The sequence below is a fragment of the Yoonia sp. genome (genome assembly GCF_042093035.1).
Taxonomy (GTDB): Bacteria; Pseudomonadota; Alphaproteobacteria; order Rhodobacterales; family Rhodobacteraceae; genus Yoonia.
Genome location: NZ_JBELFI010000018.1, coordinates 1 through 12,559, shown reverse-complemented (window position 1 = coordinate 12,559; position 12,559 = coordinate 1). Strand labels below are relative to the sequence as shown.

Genomic DNA, 12,559 nt, shown 5'->3' with positions numbered 1-12,559 from the left:
GCGGGTAGCGGGGGGCGGTGCGTCAGAAATTGGGGGTCACGCCCGGCAACTCCAGCGCTTTCACCAGCTCGCGCAACTCCTGTCGTGCCGCGACGTTTGAAATATTCATCCCCTTCACGCCGATATCGCGCAGGTCCAGAAGCGTTAGCCCGCGCGGGAAGAGTTCTCGGAAAATCACCCGCTCATTGAAACCGGGTGCGACACGAAAACCAATGCGCTTGGCTAGTTTTGTGATGGCACGATGCATCTTTTCCTTGTTCACCATCGCCTGCGCGCCAAGGCGGTTGCGCACAATGATCCAGTCGATCGGTTTCAGCCCGGCCTGACTGCGCAATTGCCGGGCGTTCCAGACCATCTCCGAATAAACGGAGGGTCCGGTAATCTCTTCTCCGTCGCTGTCCACATGGGCAAGCAAGTCAAAGTCAATGAAACTGTCGTTAAGCGGTGTAATCAGCGTATCGGCAAGCGAATGCGCCACCTGACTAAGTCGGGTGTGAGAGCCGGGGCAGTCGATCAGGATAAAGTCTGCATCGGTTTCCATTTTTTGTACGGCCATGGCAAGACGCCGGTCAAAGGCGTTCTCTCCGGGTTTGAGCGTGCTTTGGTCGATGTCGGGCAGGTCATGGTAAGCGGGCGTTGGCAGGTTCAAGCCTTTGCTCGCCATGAAAGCCTTGCGGTTGTGAATATAGCGGCCCAGTGTTTTTTGCCGCAGATCCAGATCAAGGGCGCCGACCTTATGGCCCATACGGGCCAATGCTGTCGCCACATGCATTGAGACAGTTGATTTGCCCGCACCGCCCTTTTCGTTGCCGACCACAATAATATGCGCCACTGGACGATTCCCCACTCATCTCTGCTTTGGATAACTATATCTTGTGGGGTCAATGAGGGGAAGCACATGCAACACTCGCGACCTCCTTTTTCACCCGGCCCTTGACAGGAGAGGCGCAAAGGCGCATTTGCCAGACAACCGACGCAAGCTGCCGCGTGAGCAGAGCGGGACCGTCAAGCGGTCCATCCGCAAGGCGTCGTCTAAACCTCAGGTTCCCACATCACGCAGGGGTCCCGCGCCACATCGGCGCCCGGACAATGCGGTCTTGGCAGTCAGCATATTGGCGCAACCTTGCACCGGCTCATCGCATGTTGCGCTGTGCCAAATGATATGCGCGGGCCGAAGGCCCGCAACGAATAGGATACGCCTTTATGGATTTCGACATGCTGGGCCTCGCGCCCCGTCTCATTAATGTTCTCAAAGAACAAGGGATCACTGATCCCACACCAATCCAAACCCAAGCCATCCCGCACGCCATGAATGGCCGCGATGTGATGGGTCTTGCACAGACTGGTACCGGTAAAACGGCCGCTTTTGGTTTGCCGATGATCCACGCGCTGCTTAAAGCGGGCGTGAAGCCAAACGCGAAAACAGTCCGTGGTCTCATCCTCGCGCCGACGCGCGAGTTGGCCAAACAGATCGCAGACAACTTGACCGCCTACACCAAAGGCACCCACCTGAAGGTGGCCTTGGTTGTGGGCGGCGCTGGCATTGTCGCCCAGACGAAACGTCTGGCAGGCGGTGTTGACCTTTTGGTTGCCACACCCGGTCGCCTGATTGACCTGCTGGACCGCCGCGCCGTGCGGTTGGATGAAACGATTTACCTTGTCCTTGATGAGGCCGATCAGATGCTCGACATGGGCTTTATCCATGCGCTGCGCCAGATTGCGCCGCTTCTGGCCAAAGACCGTCAGACGATGATGTTCTCTGCCACGATGCCGAAGCTGATGGGCGAATTAGGCAATACCTACCTCAAAGACCCGGTCCGTGTGCAGGTGAACCCTCCGGGGCAGGCGGTCAAGAAGATCAACCAGTCGGTGCATTTTGTGGCGCAGGCTGCAAAGACCGATCTGCTGGTGGAGTTGTTAGACAAGCACCGCGACGAGCTTGCGCTGGTTTTCGGACGTACCAAACACGGCTGTGAGAAGCTCTATAAAGTGCTCGAAAAGAAGGGATTTGCGGCGGCATCGATCCACGGCAACAAGTCCCAAGGGCAGCGCCAACGCGCCTTGGAAGCGTTCAAGGCTGGCAAAGTCCGTGTGTTGGTTGCGACCGATGTGGCGGCCCGCGGTCTCGATATTCCGGACGTGCGTTTCGTCTACAACTATGACCTGCCCAATGTGGCGGAAAACTATGTGCACCGGATTGGCCGGACTGCACGGGCAGGGGCCGATGGCAGCGCCGTGGCACTCGTGGCACCTGATGAGATGATCGAATTGCAGGATATCGAAAAAGCGATGAAGGAGACTATTCCAGTAGGGTCTGGTCGTCCTTGGGAAATCCAGCCGGGTCAGAAAAAACGCCCCAATGGTGGCGGCGGTCGTCGCGGCGGCGGTGGCAATCGCAGTAGTGCCCCACGTGCAGGCGGCAAGCCCGGCGGTGGTCAGGGTAAACCCGGTGGACGTCGTCGGAACGGTGGCGGCGGTGGAGGGCGCGGCCGGTCGGCCGCCTAGCCGTATTTCCTGAATGCTTCCATTTCGATGGCAAGCTTCGTGTGCAATTCAGAAAGGCGGAGCATTTCCGCCTTTCTTTCGTTTGGGTCGGTCAGTGTCTTCAACTTTTCCTGACTATTCAGGATTTGGTTGCGCAAGACGACGACAGGCGATTTTGCTTCCGCCTTTTTCATCATCCGGTTCAGGACCGCATTTTGCGGGTCATCCAGATGGGTGAGCGGTTTGCCAGACCCGGGTAGATCATCAAAATCGCCACGCTGTTCGGCGTTTTGGACGATTTGATCGATGAGGGCGCTGAGTGGGTGGTTCATTTTTGGCCAATCAATGGCGCGATGGGATTAATCGCGCAGACCGTAACGGTCCGGTTCTTCGAAAATATCGATCGCTTTCGTCCCTGCAGTAACTTTGACCGCATGTGGCACGCCGGATGGGATCGAATAGCTTTGTCCGGGCAAATAGGTCCTAGCTTCACCCGCGATCGTCAATTCGACCTGACCAGTCAGAACCGTTCCCCATTGCGCCTTGTGGTGGTGTTCGGGTAGGGCGAGGTCTTGATGAAATTCGAACATCACCATCTATCCGCCGTCTGATCTTATTGCCGACGTCGTAACAATACTGTCGGGGAAGGGCACGTCGAGCGCCGGAAAAGATTTTATAAAGTCTGGAATATTCATGGCAGGTCCGTTCTTTGATATAATGCAGCGAGTGTCCGCCGTCATAAACCGGCTTGACAAGCCCTAAACGCAAAACGCCGCCCCAAAAAGGGAGCGGCGCTTCAACAAGTTCGACAGGTCGGTCGCTTAGAAGCCCAGACCAGCGTATTTGTTCTTGAACTTGGACACACGGCCACCGGCATCCATCAAGCGTGTGGAGCCACCGTTCCATGCAGGGTGCACGGATGGGTCGATATCCAGCGACATTGTATCGCCTTCCTTGCCCCAAGTGGATTTCATCTGAACCACAGTGCCATCGGTCATTTTGACGTCGATGATGTGGTAATCTGGGTGCGTATCTTTTTTCATAGCGGCAATCCTTACGCTTCGGCGCCCTTGGGCGCTTTGTAGTTAGTGACCTCTGCGATACGTGCGGACTTACCGCGGCGCGAACGCAGATAGTACAGCTTGGCGCGACGGACGCGGCCACGGCGGACGACTGTGATGCTGTCGATGTTTGTAGAGTGCAGCGGGAAAACACGCTCCACACCTTCGCCGAAAGAAATCTTGCGCACTGTGAACGAACCGGCAATGCCTTTGCCGTTCTTGCGTGCGATGCAAACGCCTTCGTAGTTCTGCACACGGCTGCGTGTACCTTCGGTTACCTTGTAACCGACGCGGATGGTGTCACCCGCTTTGAAGTCGGGGATTGTTGCCCCAAGTGCGGCGACTTGTTCCGCTTCGAGTTGTGCGATCAGGTCCATCTGAAACGCTCCTTTTTCATATGCTTGCGGTTTTCCGCAATGTCATTGCCGTGCCGTAGAGCTCTGTGTCGTAACCCGGGTCCGGTCAAGCCGCCCGCCAGAGGTGCGTCATCATCTGTTTGAAGGTCGTCTGGCGTTCCCGGCGATGAAACACCCACGAAAGGTGTGATCGTTGATCCGGTTCTTCCATAAACCAAGCCCCGGAATCAGCGCGCTGACCGGAGATGACGTCGTATAGGCCCAACGGCCCTAGCGATCAAGGGGGTGCGGCACTGGATTTTCGCAAATCAAATATGTGCATAAATGCACAAATAGGCTGCAAAAATTGCAAATTGTGTTTGAGCGCACGTTTGAATTATCAGATGGCCAGAAACAAAGGATGAAACAAATGAAATATCTCTCAATAGGATTGCGGGTCCTCTTAACAGCCGCATTTGTCATGGCGGGTGGCGCGAAGCTCGCGGGCGTTGAAATGATGGTGCAAACATTCGATGCCGTGGGTCTTGGTCAATGGTTCCGCTACGTGACCGGCATTATCGAGATCAGCGGCGCCATCCTGCTCTGGGTGCCAGCTGTGCGGCTGATTGGCGCCGCTCTGTTGGCGTCGACGTCCGTCGGCGCGGTGTTGGCGCACCTGTTGGTACTTGGTCCATCAATGGTGCCCGCGCTTGTCTTGGCCGCGCTTTTGTTTGCAGTGATCTACCTGCATCGCGACGAAGCGAAGCTTGCCTAATCTGACTTGCCTTTGAGCGCCGCCCAAAGATCCGGGCGGCGCTCTTTCGTGATTTGAAGCGACATTTGCTTGCGCCATTCCGTGATCTTTGCGTGATTGCCAGACAACAGCACGGCAGGGATCGGGTGACCATTCCATTCGGCCGGCTTGGTATATTGCGGATGTTCGAGGAGCCCGGCGGAAAAGCTCTCTTCGATGGCGCTCTCCGCATTTCCCAACACACCCGGCAGAAGTCGCACAGTCGCGTCAATCATGGCCTGCGCCGCAATTTCCCCGCCGGTCATCACAAAATCGCCGAGGCTGACCTCTTGGATGTTGTAATGCTGCAGGACCCGCTCATCCACGCCTTCGAACCGACCGCAGAGCATCGTCACGCCGTCCGCGCGCGCCCAATTCCGGGCCATTTGCTGGTCAAATCGGCGACCACGCGGCGAGAGATAAACCAAGGGCGCGGCGCCGCGCGCACCAAGATGGGCGTCTGAAATGGCGTTCTCCAGCACATCTGCACGCAGAACCATGCCCGCGCCGCCGCCTGCCGGGGTGTCATCGACATTGCGATGCCTGCCGATCCCGTAGCTGCGCAAATCATATGTCTTAAGCTGCCAAAGCCCGTCCTTCAGGGCTTTTCCGGTCAGGCTTTCGCCCAGAACACCCGGAAAGGCTGTTGGAAAAAGTGTAATAACCTTGGCCGTCCAGGTTCCCGCGATATCGGGCGTATCCGTCATCAGCTCACGCGGTTTCAAAGTTGCCTGCACGGCGATACGACCAGCGGAGCGGGGTGGTTTGCTCATGAGAACAGACCTTCTGGCGGGTCCGCGACGATGCGTTTCAAAGCAAGGTCGACAGTTGGGACGGCAACTTGGGTGAAGGGCAGCAGGATCGTTTCGGATTGGCCCGAGACGATGATTTCGAGCAGGTCGCCTGCGCCATGGTCCATCACGTTTTTGACGGTGCCAAGGGTCGTGCCGCCCGTATCAACGACCGTAAGGCCAATCAGATCGGCATAGTAGTATTCATCATCCGGCAAGGATGGCATCACCGCGCGATCTGCATAAAGGCTCAGGTTACGCAGAGCGTCGGCGTCTTCTTTCGTGACGACCCCGTCAATCCGTGCAGTAAAGCCGTTCTTCAGCTGCCCGGTGAGGACAAATTGCGCAAAGGCGCGACCATCTTCGGTGTAAAGCGGCGCATAATCCGCGATGTCTTGCGGGTCTGCGCAGAAGGATTTCAGGCGCACCTCGCCCTGGACGCCGAATGCGCCGCCAATAGCGCCAACGATTACGCGGTCAGTCATTGGTAAACTCCGGTCCGACACAGATATTCTCGATCCATAAGCCGCCGCCATTTTCGCAAATGGTACGGCGTCCGTCTCTTTCATAAAGCATGCCTGCGACAAAGGCCGCAATCAGCATGAAGATAAGACGCAACAAACGAAACATGCATCAGTTCCATTTTGAGTGAGGTGCGATGCCCCAAGCGGTGGGGCATCGCGTCAGAGGTCTTACTCTTCTGCTGCCGCAGCTTCTTCTTGAGCAGGTGCTTCTTCTGCTGGCGCGTTTGCTGCTTGCTCAGCAGCGGCTGCTTTTGCTGCCTTTTCTTCGGCGCGTGCCTGCGCGGCTTTGCCAGGTGTGCCTTTCTGGAGGTTCGCACGGTCTTTCTTTGGCAGCTCACCAGCGGCTTCCAGCATACGGGACACGCGGTCAGTTGGCTGTGCGCCTTCGCCGAGCCAGTACTTCACGCGCTCCATATCCATTTTCACGCGCTCTTCGCTGTCTTTTGGCAGCATGGGGTTATATGTGCCGAGCTTTTCGATGAAGCGGCCATCACGCGGCATACGGCTGTCTGCGGCAACGATTGCATAAAAAGGGCGCTTCTTAGAGCCGCCACGGGCGAGACGAATTTTCATAGACATTGGGTATTCTCCTTAAAGATCGATTGGGTAGGGTGGATCACGATCCACCTTACGATTGATGTTGTTTGTGGTGTTGGATGACTTCCTGAATGATGAAATTCAGGAATTTCTTGGCAAATTCCGGATCCAGATTGGCCCGGTTTGCAAGGTCGGTGAGCCGCGCGATCTGGCTTTCTTCGCGCGCGGGGTCAGATGGGGGCAGGTCGTGTTCGGCCTTTAGAACGCCGACGGCCTGGGTGTGTTTGAAGCGCTCGCCCAATGTATAGACGAGGATCGCATCAAGCCGGTCGATGCTTTCGCGATGCCCTTTGAGGATCTCAGCGGCGCGGGTGACGTCGTCGGTCATTTGACACTCCTTGGTGCAGGAACTTGGACGGTAATCATTTGATGGCCCCAGCGGCTTGCTTTGTTGCGCGCGGGTCGGCGTAGTTGAGGTGACGGAACACAATCACATGCTGGTCGTCGACGGTCTGGCGCCGTTCTTCCACCGCACCGAGCCGTGTGGCCAATGCCAGAGACCGCGTGTTGGCAGGCGCAATCAGCGAAATCAGCGGAGCCAACCCCAAAGTGCGCCCGGCCCAATCGCGCACGGCACAGGCGGCTTCAAACGCGTATGATTTGCCTTCAAACCTGTCGAAGATGTGCCATGCCATTTCAGGCTCTGGCCAATCCGCATGGTTGATGATGCCAACGCGGCCCGCGGCGATACCCGTCGCCCGTTCCACCACCGTAAAAAACCCGTAGCCATGCCAGTTCCAATGCCCAATCCCCGCGATGAATCCGCGCCATGCCTGTCCATCGGTGCCCGGCCCACCCACGGCATTCATCCGCTCGGACCGCGTGACCCACGCCGTAAAGGCCGCGAGGTCGCGTTTCTGAGGGCCGCGCAGTTCAAGACGCGCTGTTGTGAGGGTAGGGGCGGGGGTCATTGGCGATCAGATATCTGTGTTGTGTGTCATAGGGTTGGTGCCTCCGGCGGGAGTTTTCGGGGCAAGATGATGGAGCAGGCTCATTTCTTTTTGCCAAAACCGGACAGGCCGGGGGGCAGTTGCATGCCGCCGCCGCCCAATCCGGGCAAGCCGCCGCCTGCTGGCAATTTGCCTTGCAGCGCTTTGGCGGCCTCTGCCATGGCTTTGGGGTCATTCATATCCGGCATGCCGTCCGGCATACCGCCGCCTTTGCCGAACATGCCTTTCATAGCCTGTTTCAGCATGCCGCCTTTACCCATCTTTTTCATCATATCGGCCATTTGCCGATGCTGTTTGACCAGCTTGTTCAGCTCGGAGACTTCCAGACCCGCTCCTTTGGCGATCCGTTTCTTGCGTGATGCGGCGAGCAGGTCGGGATTTGCCCGTTCCTTCTTTGTCATTGAGTTTATCAGTGCGATCTGCCGCTTGAGGATGCTGTCATCCATGCCAGCCGCCGCCATCTGCTTTCCCATCTTCGCGGCACCCGGCATCATGCCCATCATGCCTTCCATACCGCCCATTTTCATCATCTGTTCGAGTTGCATCTTGAGGTCATTCATATTGAAGCGACCCTTTTGGAACCGCTTCATCATCCGCTCGGCTTGTTCGGCCTCGATGGTTTCTTGCGCCTTCTCGACCAAGGCCACGATGTCGCCCATGCCGAGGATGCGGCCCGCGATGCGGTCAGGCTCAAAGGTTTCGATGGCGTCCATTTTCTCGCCCAGGCCCACAAAGCGGATTGGTTTGCCTGTGACCGCGCGCATCGAAAGTGCCGCACCGCCGCGTCCGTCACCATCCATCCGTGTCAGGACCACACCTGTGACACCGATCTTGTCGTCAAATTCCTGTGCGACGTTCACCGCATCCTGACCTGTCAGCCCGTCCACGACCAGCAACGTCTCGCGCGGGTTGGCCACATCGCGCACGGCGGCGGCCTGCGCGATCAGTTCCTGGTCAATGTGCAAACGACCAGCAGTGTCGAGCATGTAGACGTCATAGCCGCCCAAGCTTGCTTGCGTTTTCGCGCGTTTGGCAATCGCGACCGGGTCTTCGCCTTTGACGATGGGCAGCGTATCCACACCAATTTGTCCGCCCAAGATCGCGAGCTGTTCCATCGCGGCGGGACGGTTGGTGTCAAGCGAGGCCATCAGGACGCGCTTGCCCTCTTTTTCCTTCAGACGTTTTGCCAGCTTCGCCGTCGTTGTCGTCTTACCTGACCCTTGCAGGCCAACCATCAGGATCGGCGCTGGCGGATTGTCGATTTTCAGCGCACCCGGCTCGGCATCGCCTGTCAGCACATGTTGCAGTTCGTCATGGACGATTTTGACGACTTGCTGGCCCGGCGTGATGGACTTTGTGACTGCTTGCCCGGTGGCCTTTTCCTGCACCGCCTTGATGAAATCCCGTGCGACCGGCAGCGAGACGTCAGCCTCAAGCAAGGCCACGCGCACTTCGCGCAGCGCGGTTTTGACGTCATCATCCGTCAGCGCACCTTGTTTGGTGAGCTTGTCAAAGACACCAGAAAGGCGTTCGGATAGGTTTTCAAACATTGGCCAAGGCCCTCGTCATTTTTTCGGTTGTTCACGTATATAAGCACGCAAAGCAAAAAGCAGTAGCGCCCCCCCCGTGGGCAAATTCCAAAGCAGCGCGCCCCCGTGGGCGCAACGCGCTGACGGAGGGCGATCCCCTGTGAAACGGGGACCGGAAAGCTGAAGCTATCCGGAAGTTGTCTGGCGTTTACGCCGGACGCGAGAGCGAGTCAATAAGTCTAGCGCAGCAAAGATATCGGTTGATTGCGGTAGACCCAAGTAACGGTGCCAGTGCCAAGGATAAGCAGCAGCATGTGCCAGTACGGTGGCCCGACCCAGATCAGAAGTGCGCTGAGGCCTATGAACATTGTTGCCAGCAGCAAAAGCCCTGCAAAGCCTTCGCAGCCCTTGCGCCAAAGAAGCGCTGCGCCGATGAATTCGATTGATCCGGTGATATATCGCGGGAATTGGCCGAAGCCAATCGCCTCATAGATGGCGACGTCGGTTTGGAAACTACCAAGCTTACGCAAGCCAAAGTAGAGAAATGCCACTGTCAGAACGGCGCGAAGGATGGTCGTGCTCTTTGATGATGCTGTCATGCCCAGCCACATAAGCGGGCCGGGCATGAAGTCCAGTTTTTTAGGCGGCAACTTTTTCGAGCACGTCTTTCGCCGTCTGTACCGTGATGTCTGTAATTCCGACGAATTTCAAAACCTGCTCCAGGTGCGGTGTCGCGAAATCCATTGGGGCGCCGACGGGCACGCCACCAGAGGCAACAGCTACGATTGCTTTTTTGCCTTCGAGCAGGCCAATGGGGCCCTTCTCAGTATAGGCGAAAGTTACTTTGGGGCGTGCGATCAGGTCGATCCACGCTTTGAGTGCTGCTGGCATCCCAAAGTTGTACATCGGCATTCCGATCACGATCACATCGGCGGCTTTGATTTCGGCGATCAACGTGTCCGACAGTGCCAGCACGTCCTTGTCCGCCGCAGTTTGGTCGGCTTCGGGGATCAGCCGCGTTGTCACCCATTGCGCATCAATCTGTGGAAGTGGCGTGGCAGCCAAATCGCGCGTGATGATCCGGGTGGGTGCCAGATCCTGCGTCAAAAGTGCAGTTGCGTCGCGGCTCACGGAGCCGTCGACTGTGGCAGAGGCATTGAGATGTAGAACGGTCGTCATGGGAAATCTCCTCAGTAGGTGTCTGTCTATTGAGGTAGTCTCTTGCATTTGCGAACGATATAGCAGAAATTCCACAGGTTATGTTTGTCAGCGCACAGGAGGAATAATGGACAACTGGGACGAGATCAGGACGGCCTATCAGGTGGCGCGCAGTGGCACCGTCAGCGGCGCGGCCGATGTCCTTGGTGTGCATCACGCGACGGTCATCCGACATATTGATGCGCTCGAGCAGCGTTTGGGCGTGAAGCTATTCCAGCGCCATGCCCGTGGATATACCGCCACAGAAGCGGGGCAGGATTTGCTGCGCGTCGCCCAAGCTACAGACGATCAATTCACGCAGTTGGCAGGGCGCATCAAAGGGCAGGGTGAAGGGGTGAGCGGCGATCTGGTCGTAACCTCGCTGAGTATGGCGTCGCGGATGCTTACGCCAATTCTGGTTGCATTTCAGGCCGAACACCCGGACGTGCGGATCAGATACCGCACAGGGGACCGTGTCTTTCGGCTCGAATATGGTGAAGCCCATGTGGCGATCCGTGCCGGAACGATGCCCGAAGAACCGGACAATGTCGTACAGCCGCTGATCCAGCAGAATATGGCGCTCGTTGCTTCGGACGCCTATATCGCACGTTTTGGGCTGCCCGAGGATGAGGATGACCTGAAAAACCATTGGTTCGTCAGCCATGATACGGACAACAGCAAAGCGCCCTTTATCAAATGGCTGCAAGAGATCGTGCCTGAAGACAGGATGCTCTACCGTGTGACCGAGAACCGCAACATGCAGGATGCCATCCTCGCCGGTGCCGGGATCGGGTTTGTTGTCGCGCAGGAATTGACCAGTAATGCGCCGCTGACCGAAGTCGTGCCGCGGCGCGAAGAATGGTCGGCGTCGTTGTGGCTTGTGACCCATGTGGATTTGCATCGGACAACGAAGGTGCAGACGTTCTCTCGGTTTCTCAAAGAGCAGGTCAAACTGCTGGAATGCTGATGGCTGGGTGGGTTCAGGTCCTGCCTACGTCCCAAGCTGCTGATCCAGGAACGCTTCAAATGCATCCAGGTCAATCGCGTCCATCTGCCCAAATGCCTGCATCCACGTCGATGCTTCACGCAGCGCATCGGGTTCAAGCTTGCACCATTTCACCCGGCCTCGCTTTTCCTGAGAGATCAGACCAGCGCTTGACAGCACCCCGAGGTGCTTTGAAATCGCGGCCAGCGAGACCGCGAATGGTTCTGCGACATCCGTTACGGCCATATCGTCTTCCAGCAACATCGCAAGGATCGCCCGCCGGGTCGGATCGGCGATAGCGGAAAAGACGAGATCGAGTCGTATGGACATATGCGCGATTAAGCGCCTCGCGCGAGAAACGTCAACCATTTGGTTGAATATTGAAAAGCGTTGTGTCGCGGCGAAATACGCCAAAGCCAAGCAGGCTAAAAACTTACAAGACATTGATTATAATATATTAAATCGCATCATCTGGCAACTTGACACTCTGCGCACCTCACCGTAGACCTCTCGCAACCTTCCGAGAGGGTGATTATGATGTCTGACGGCCAAGAAGCAGATCGCCTCAAGGCGCTTGAAGCGAAGATTGCAGCTTTGAAAACGCCGCCTGACGTCAAGCACCATTCGGAAGAGCATTATTCGCAGGCGCAGCTTGCATGGCGAATGGTGATAGAGCTTGTAGCGGGTCTTGGGATCGGCTTCGGCATTGGATACGGGCTGGATACCCTCTTTGGGACGATGCCGATTTTTCTGGTGCTGTTTATATTCTTTGGGCTGGCGGCGGGTGTTCTCACCATGATGCGGTCGGCCAAAGAGGTGCAGAGAAAGCAGCAGGATGCTGCAAGAAAAGAGGGCGACGCGCGTGGCTGAGGACAAAGCAGAAGGTGGTCTGTCATTTTATCCACTTGACCAGTTTATGGTCAAGCCGCTGTTCGGTGATGGGCCGGTAAGCTGGTACACGCCGACAAACATGACCCTTTGGTTGGGTCTTGCGGTACTTTGTGTCGTGGCGCTTTTTGTTTTTGGCAGCCGTGGCCGCGCAGTCATACCGACGCGGGTCCAGTCCGTCGCTGAGCTGATTTACGGTTTCATATACAAGATGGTCGAAGATGTCTGTGGTAAGGACGGCGTGAAGTATTTCCCTTACATCATGACAATCTTCGTATTCATCCTGTTCTCGAACTATTTGGCCCTTTTCCCAATGTCGTATTCACCGACATCAATGATTGCGGTCACCGCTGTCTTGGGTTTTGGCGTGTTCATCACCGTCACAATTCTTGGCTTCGTCATCAACGGCCCTGAGATCGGAAGAG

At 56.8% G+C, this 12,559-nt stretch carries 20 protein-coding genes; 5 read left to right on the top strand and 15 right to left on the bottom strand.

Features of this window, described 5'->3' with window-relative positions; all coding sequences use genetic code 11:
- Positions 1-22: 22 nt before the first annotated feature.
- Complete coding sequence (locus ACFDSS_RS04495; protein WP_375254569.1) at positions 23-832, bottom strand: division plane positioning ATPase MipZ; 810 nt, start codon at positions 830-832, stop codon at positions 23-25.
- A gap of 371 nt (positions 833-1,203) precedes the next feature.
- Here ACFDSS_RS04495 and ACFDSS_RS04490 point away from each other — a divergent pair, with 371 nt between their 5' ends.
- Positions 1,204-2,505 (top strand): DEAD/DEAH box helicase, encoded by a 1,302-nt coding sequence (locus ACFDSS_RS04490; protein ID WP_375254568.1) that lies wholly within the window; start codon positions 1,204-1,206, stop codon positions 2,503-2,505.
- On the opposite strand, the gene ACFDSS_RS04485 is transcribed toward ACFDSS_RS04490, so the two are convergent.
- The 4 genes from ACFDSS_RS04485 to rplS form a co-directional block, all read right to left on the bottom strand.
- Positions 2,502-2,816 (bottom strand): DUF1992 domain-containing protein, encoded by a 315-nt coding sequence (locus tag ACFDSS_RS04485; RefSeq protein ID WP_375254567.1) that lies wholly within the window; start codon positions 2,814-2,816, stop codon positions 2,502-2,504. The genes ACFDSS_RS04490 and ACFDSS_RS04485 overlap by 4 nt on opposite strands.
- A gap of 27 nt (positions 2,817-2,843) precedes the next feature.
- Positions 2,844-3,074, bottom strand: a complete 231-nt coding sequence (locus ACFDSS_RS04480) for a cupin domain-containing protein (protein ID WP_375254566.1) — start codon at positions 3,072-3,074, stop codon at positions 2,844-2,846.
- Positions 3,075-3,305: 231 nt separating this feature from the next.
- Positions 3,306-3,527, bottom strand: a complete 222-nt coding sequence (gene rpmE, locus ACFDSS_RS04475) for a 50S ribosomal protein L31 (protein WP_055293927.1) — start codon at positions 3,525-3,527, stop codon at positions 3,306-3,308.
- An 11-nt stretch (positions 3,528-3,538) separates the two neighbouring features.
- Positions 3,539-3,922, bottom strand: coding sequence for a 50S ribosomal protein L19 (gene rplS, locus ACFDSS_RS04470; RefSeq protein ID WP_055686448.1), 384 nt, complete (start codon positions 3,920-3,922; stop codon positions 3,539-3,541).
- A 388-nt stretch (positions 3,923-4,310) separates the two neighbouring features.
- On the opposite strand from rplS, the gene ACFDSS_RS04465 reads away from it, so the two are divergent.
- On the top strand, positions 4,311-4,655 hold the full coding sequence (locus ACFDSS_RS04465; protein WP_375254565.1) for a DoxX family protein: 345 nt from the start codon (positions 4,311-4,313) through the stop codon (positions 4,653-4,655).
- Here ACFDSS_RS04465 and trmD read toward each other — a convergent pair.
- The 9 genes from trmD to ACFDSS_RS04420 form a co-directional block, all read right to left on the bottom strand.
- The gene (gene trmD, locus ACFDSS_RS04460; RefSeq protein ID WP_375254564.1) at positions 4,652-5,446 is read right to left on the bottom strand and encodes a tRNA (guanosine(37)-N1)-methyltransferase TrmD; all 795 of its coding nucleotides are present in this window, start codon (positions 5,444-5,446) and stop codon (positions 4,652-4,654) included. The two genes, ACFDSS_RS04465 and trmD, sit on opposite strands and share 4 nt — an antisense overlap.
- Entirely contained in the window at positions 5,443-5,949 is a 507-nt protein-coding gene (rimM, locus tag ACFDSS_RS04455; protein WP_375254563.1) for a ribosome maturation factor RimM, read from the bottom strand. The genes trmD and rimM overlap by 4 nt, the downstream gene beginning before the upstream one ends.
- Positions 5,942-6,094: a hypothetical protein gene (locus ACFDSS_RS04450; RefSeq protein ID WP_375254562.1), complete on the bottom strand. Its 153-nt coding sequence runs from the start codon at positions 6,092-6,094 to the stop codon at positions 5,942-5,944. The genes rimM and ACFDSS_RS04450 overlap by 8 nt, the downstream gene beginning before the upstream one ends.
- Positions 6,095-6,156: 62 nt before the next feature.
- The gene (rpsP, locus tag ACFDSS_RS04445) at positions 6,157-6,567 is read right to left on the bottom strand and encodes a 30S ribosomal protein S16 (RefSeq protein WP_375254561.1); all 411 of its coding nucleotides are present in this window, start codon (positions 6,565-6,567) and stop codon (positions 6,157-6,159) included.
- Between the two features lie 49 nt (positions 6,568-6,616).
- Complete coding sequence (locus ACFDSS_RS04440; RefSeq protein WP_375254560.1) at positions 6,617-6,913, bottom strand: chorismate mutase; 297 nt, start codon at positions 6,911-6,913, stop codon at positions 6,617-6,619.
- 34 nt (positions 6,914-6,947) lie between these two features.
- The gene (locus ACFDSS_RS04435; RefSeq protein ID WP_375254559.1) at positions 6,948-7,496 is read right to left on the bottom strand and encodes a GNAT family N-acetyltransferase; all 549 of its coding nucleotides are present in this window, start codon (positions 7,494-7,496) and stop codon (positions 6,948-6,950) included.
- Between the two features lie 80 nt (positions 7,497-7,576).
- Positions 7,577-9,085 carry a signal recognition particle protein gene (gene ffh / locus ACFDSS_RS04430; RefSeq protein WP_375254558.1) on the bottom strand — a complete coding sequence of 503 codons (1,509 nt, stop codon included), beginning with the start codon at positions 9,083-9,085 and terminating at the stop codon, positions 7,577-7,579.
- Between the two features lie 218 nt (positions 9,086-9,303).
- A complete protein-coding gene (locus ACFDSS_RS04425; protein WP_375254557.1) occupies positions 9,304-9,663 on the bottom strand; it encodes a hypothetical protein in 360 nt (119 codons plus the stop codon).
- A gap of 40 nt (positions 9,664-9,703) precedes the next feature.
- Positions 9,704-10,243, bottom strand: a complete 540-nt coding sequence (locus ACFDSS_RS04420; RefSeq protein WP_375254556.1) for an FMN-dependent NADH-azoreductase — start codon at positions 10,241-10,243, stop codon at positions 9,704-9,706.
- A 106-nt stretch (positions 10,244-10,349) separates the two neighbouring features.
- On the opposite strand from ACFDSS_RS04420, the gene ACFDSS_RS04415 reads away from it, so the two are divergent.
- The gene (locus tag ACFDSS_RS04415) at positions 10,350-11,228 is read left to right on the top strand and encodes a LysR family transcriptional regulator (RefSeq protein WP_375254555.1); all 879 of its coding nucleotides are present in this window, start codon (positions 10,350-10,352) and stop codon (positions 11,226-11,228) included.
- Positions 11,229-11,252: 24 nt separating this feature from the next.
- Here ACFDSS_RS04415 and ACFDSS_RS04410 read toward each other — a convergent pair whose 3' ends face one another.
- Positions 11,253-11,576: an ArsR/SmtB family transcription factor gene (locus ACFDSS_RS04410; RefSeq protein ID WP_375254554.1), complete on the bottom strand. Its 324-nt coding sequence runs from the start codon at positions 11,574-11,576 to the stop codon at positions 11,253-11,255.
- Between the two features lie 207 nt (positions 11,577-11,783).
- On the opposite strand from ACFDSS_RS04410, the gene ACFDSS_RS04405 reads away from it, so the two are divergent.
- Together ACFDSS_RS04405 and ACFDSS_RS04400 are read left to right on the top strand one after the other, a co-directional pair.
- Entirely contained in the window at positions 11,784-12,116 is a 333-nt protein-coding gene (locus ACFDSS_RS04405) for an AtpZ/AtpI family protein (protein WP_375254553.1), read from the top strand.
- Positions 12,109-12,559: F0F1 ATP synthase subunit A (locus ACFDSS_RS04400; RefSeq protein WP_375254552.1), on the top strand; the 451-nt coding region annotated here is incomplete at its 3' end. The genes ACFDSS_RS04405 and ACFDSS_RS04400, both read left to right, overlap by 8 nt.

Excerpts from the sequence above, each read along its gene's own strand:
- ACFDSS_RS04490 (WP_375254568.1), top strand. The coding sequence starts at position 1,204 with ATGGATTTCGACATGCTGGGCCTCGCGCCCCGTCTCATTAATGTTCTC.
- ACFDSS_RS04485 (WP_375254567.1), bottom strand. The coding sequence starts at position 2,816 with ATGAACCACCCACTCAGCGCCCTCATCGATCAAATCGTCCAAAACGCC.
- ACFDSS_RS04480 (WP_375254566.1), bottom strand. The coding sequence starts at position 3,074 with ATGTTCGAATTTCATCAAGACCTCGCCCTACCCGAACACCACCACAAG.
- rpmE (WP_055293927.1), bottom strand. The coding sequence starts at position 3,527 with ATGAAAAAAGATACGCACCCAGATTACCACATCATCGACGTCAAAATG.
- rplS (WP_055686448.1), bottom strand. The coding sequence starts at position 3,922 with ATGGACCTGATCGCACAACTCGAAGCGGAACAAGTCGCCGCACTTGGG.
- ACFDSS_RS04465 (WP_375254565.1), top strand. The coding sequence starts at position 4,311 with ATGAAATATCTCTCAATAGGATTGCGGGTCCTCTTAACAGCCGCATTT.
- trmD (WP_375254564.1), bottom strand. The coding sequence starts at position 5,446 with ATGAGCAAACCACCCCGCTCCGCTGGTCGTATCGCCGTGCAGGCAACT.
- rimM (WP_375254563.1), bottom strand. The coding sequence starts at position 5,949 with ATGACTGACCGCGTAATCGTTGGCGCTATTGGCGGCGCATTCGGCGTC.
- ACFDSS_RS04450 (WP_375254562.1), bottom strand. The coding sequence starts at position 6,094 with ATGTTTCGTTTGTTGCGTCTTATCTTCATGCTGATTGCGGCCTTTGTC.
- rpsP (WP_375254561.1), bottom strand. The coding sequence starts at position 6,567 with ATGTCTATGAAAATTCGTCTCGCCCGTGGCGGCTCTAAGAAGCGCCCT.
- ACFDSS_RS04440 (WP_375254560.1), bottom strand. The coding sequence starts at position 6,913 with ATGACCGACGACGTCACCCGCGCCGCTGAGATCCTCAAAGGGCATCGC.
- ACFDSS_RS04435 (WP_375254559.1), bottom strand. The coding sequence starts at position 7,496 with ATGACCCCCGCCCCTACCCTCACAACAGCGCGTCTTGAACTGCGCGGC.
- ffh (WP_375254558.1), bottom strand. The coding sequence starts at position 9,085 with ATGTTTGAAAACCTATCCGAACGCCTTTCTGGTGTCTTTGACAAGCTC.
- ACFDSS_RS04425 (WP_375254557.1), bottom strand. The coding sequence starts at position 9,663 with ATGACAGCATCATCAAAGAGCACGACCATCCTTCGCGCCGTTCTGACA.
- ACFDSS_RS04420 (WP_375254556.1), bottom strand. The coding sequence starts at position 10,243 with ATGACGACCGTTCTACATCTCAATGCCTCTGCCACAGTCGACGGCTCC.
- ACFDSS_RS04415 (WP_375254555.1), top strand. The coding sequence starts at position 10,350 with ATGGACAACTGGGACGAGATCAGGACGGCCTATCAGGTGGCGCGCAGT.
- ACFDSS_RS04410 (WP_375254554.1), bottom strand. The coding sequence starts at position 11,576 with ATGTCCATACGACTCGATCTCGTCTTTTCCGCTATCGCCGATCCGACC.
- ACFDSS_RS04405 (WP_375254553.1), top strand. The coding sequence starts at position 11,784 with ATGTCTGACGGCCAAGAAGCAGATCGCCTCAAGGCGCTTGAAGCGAAG.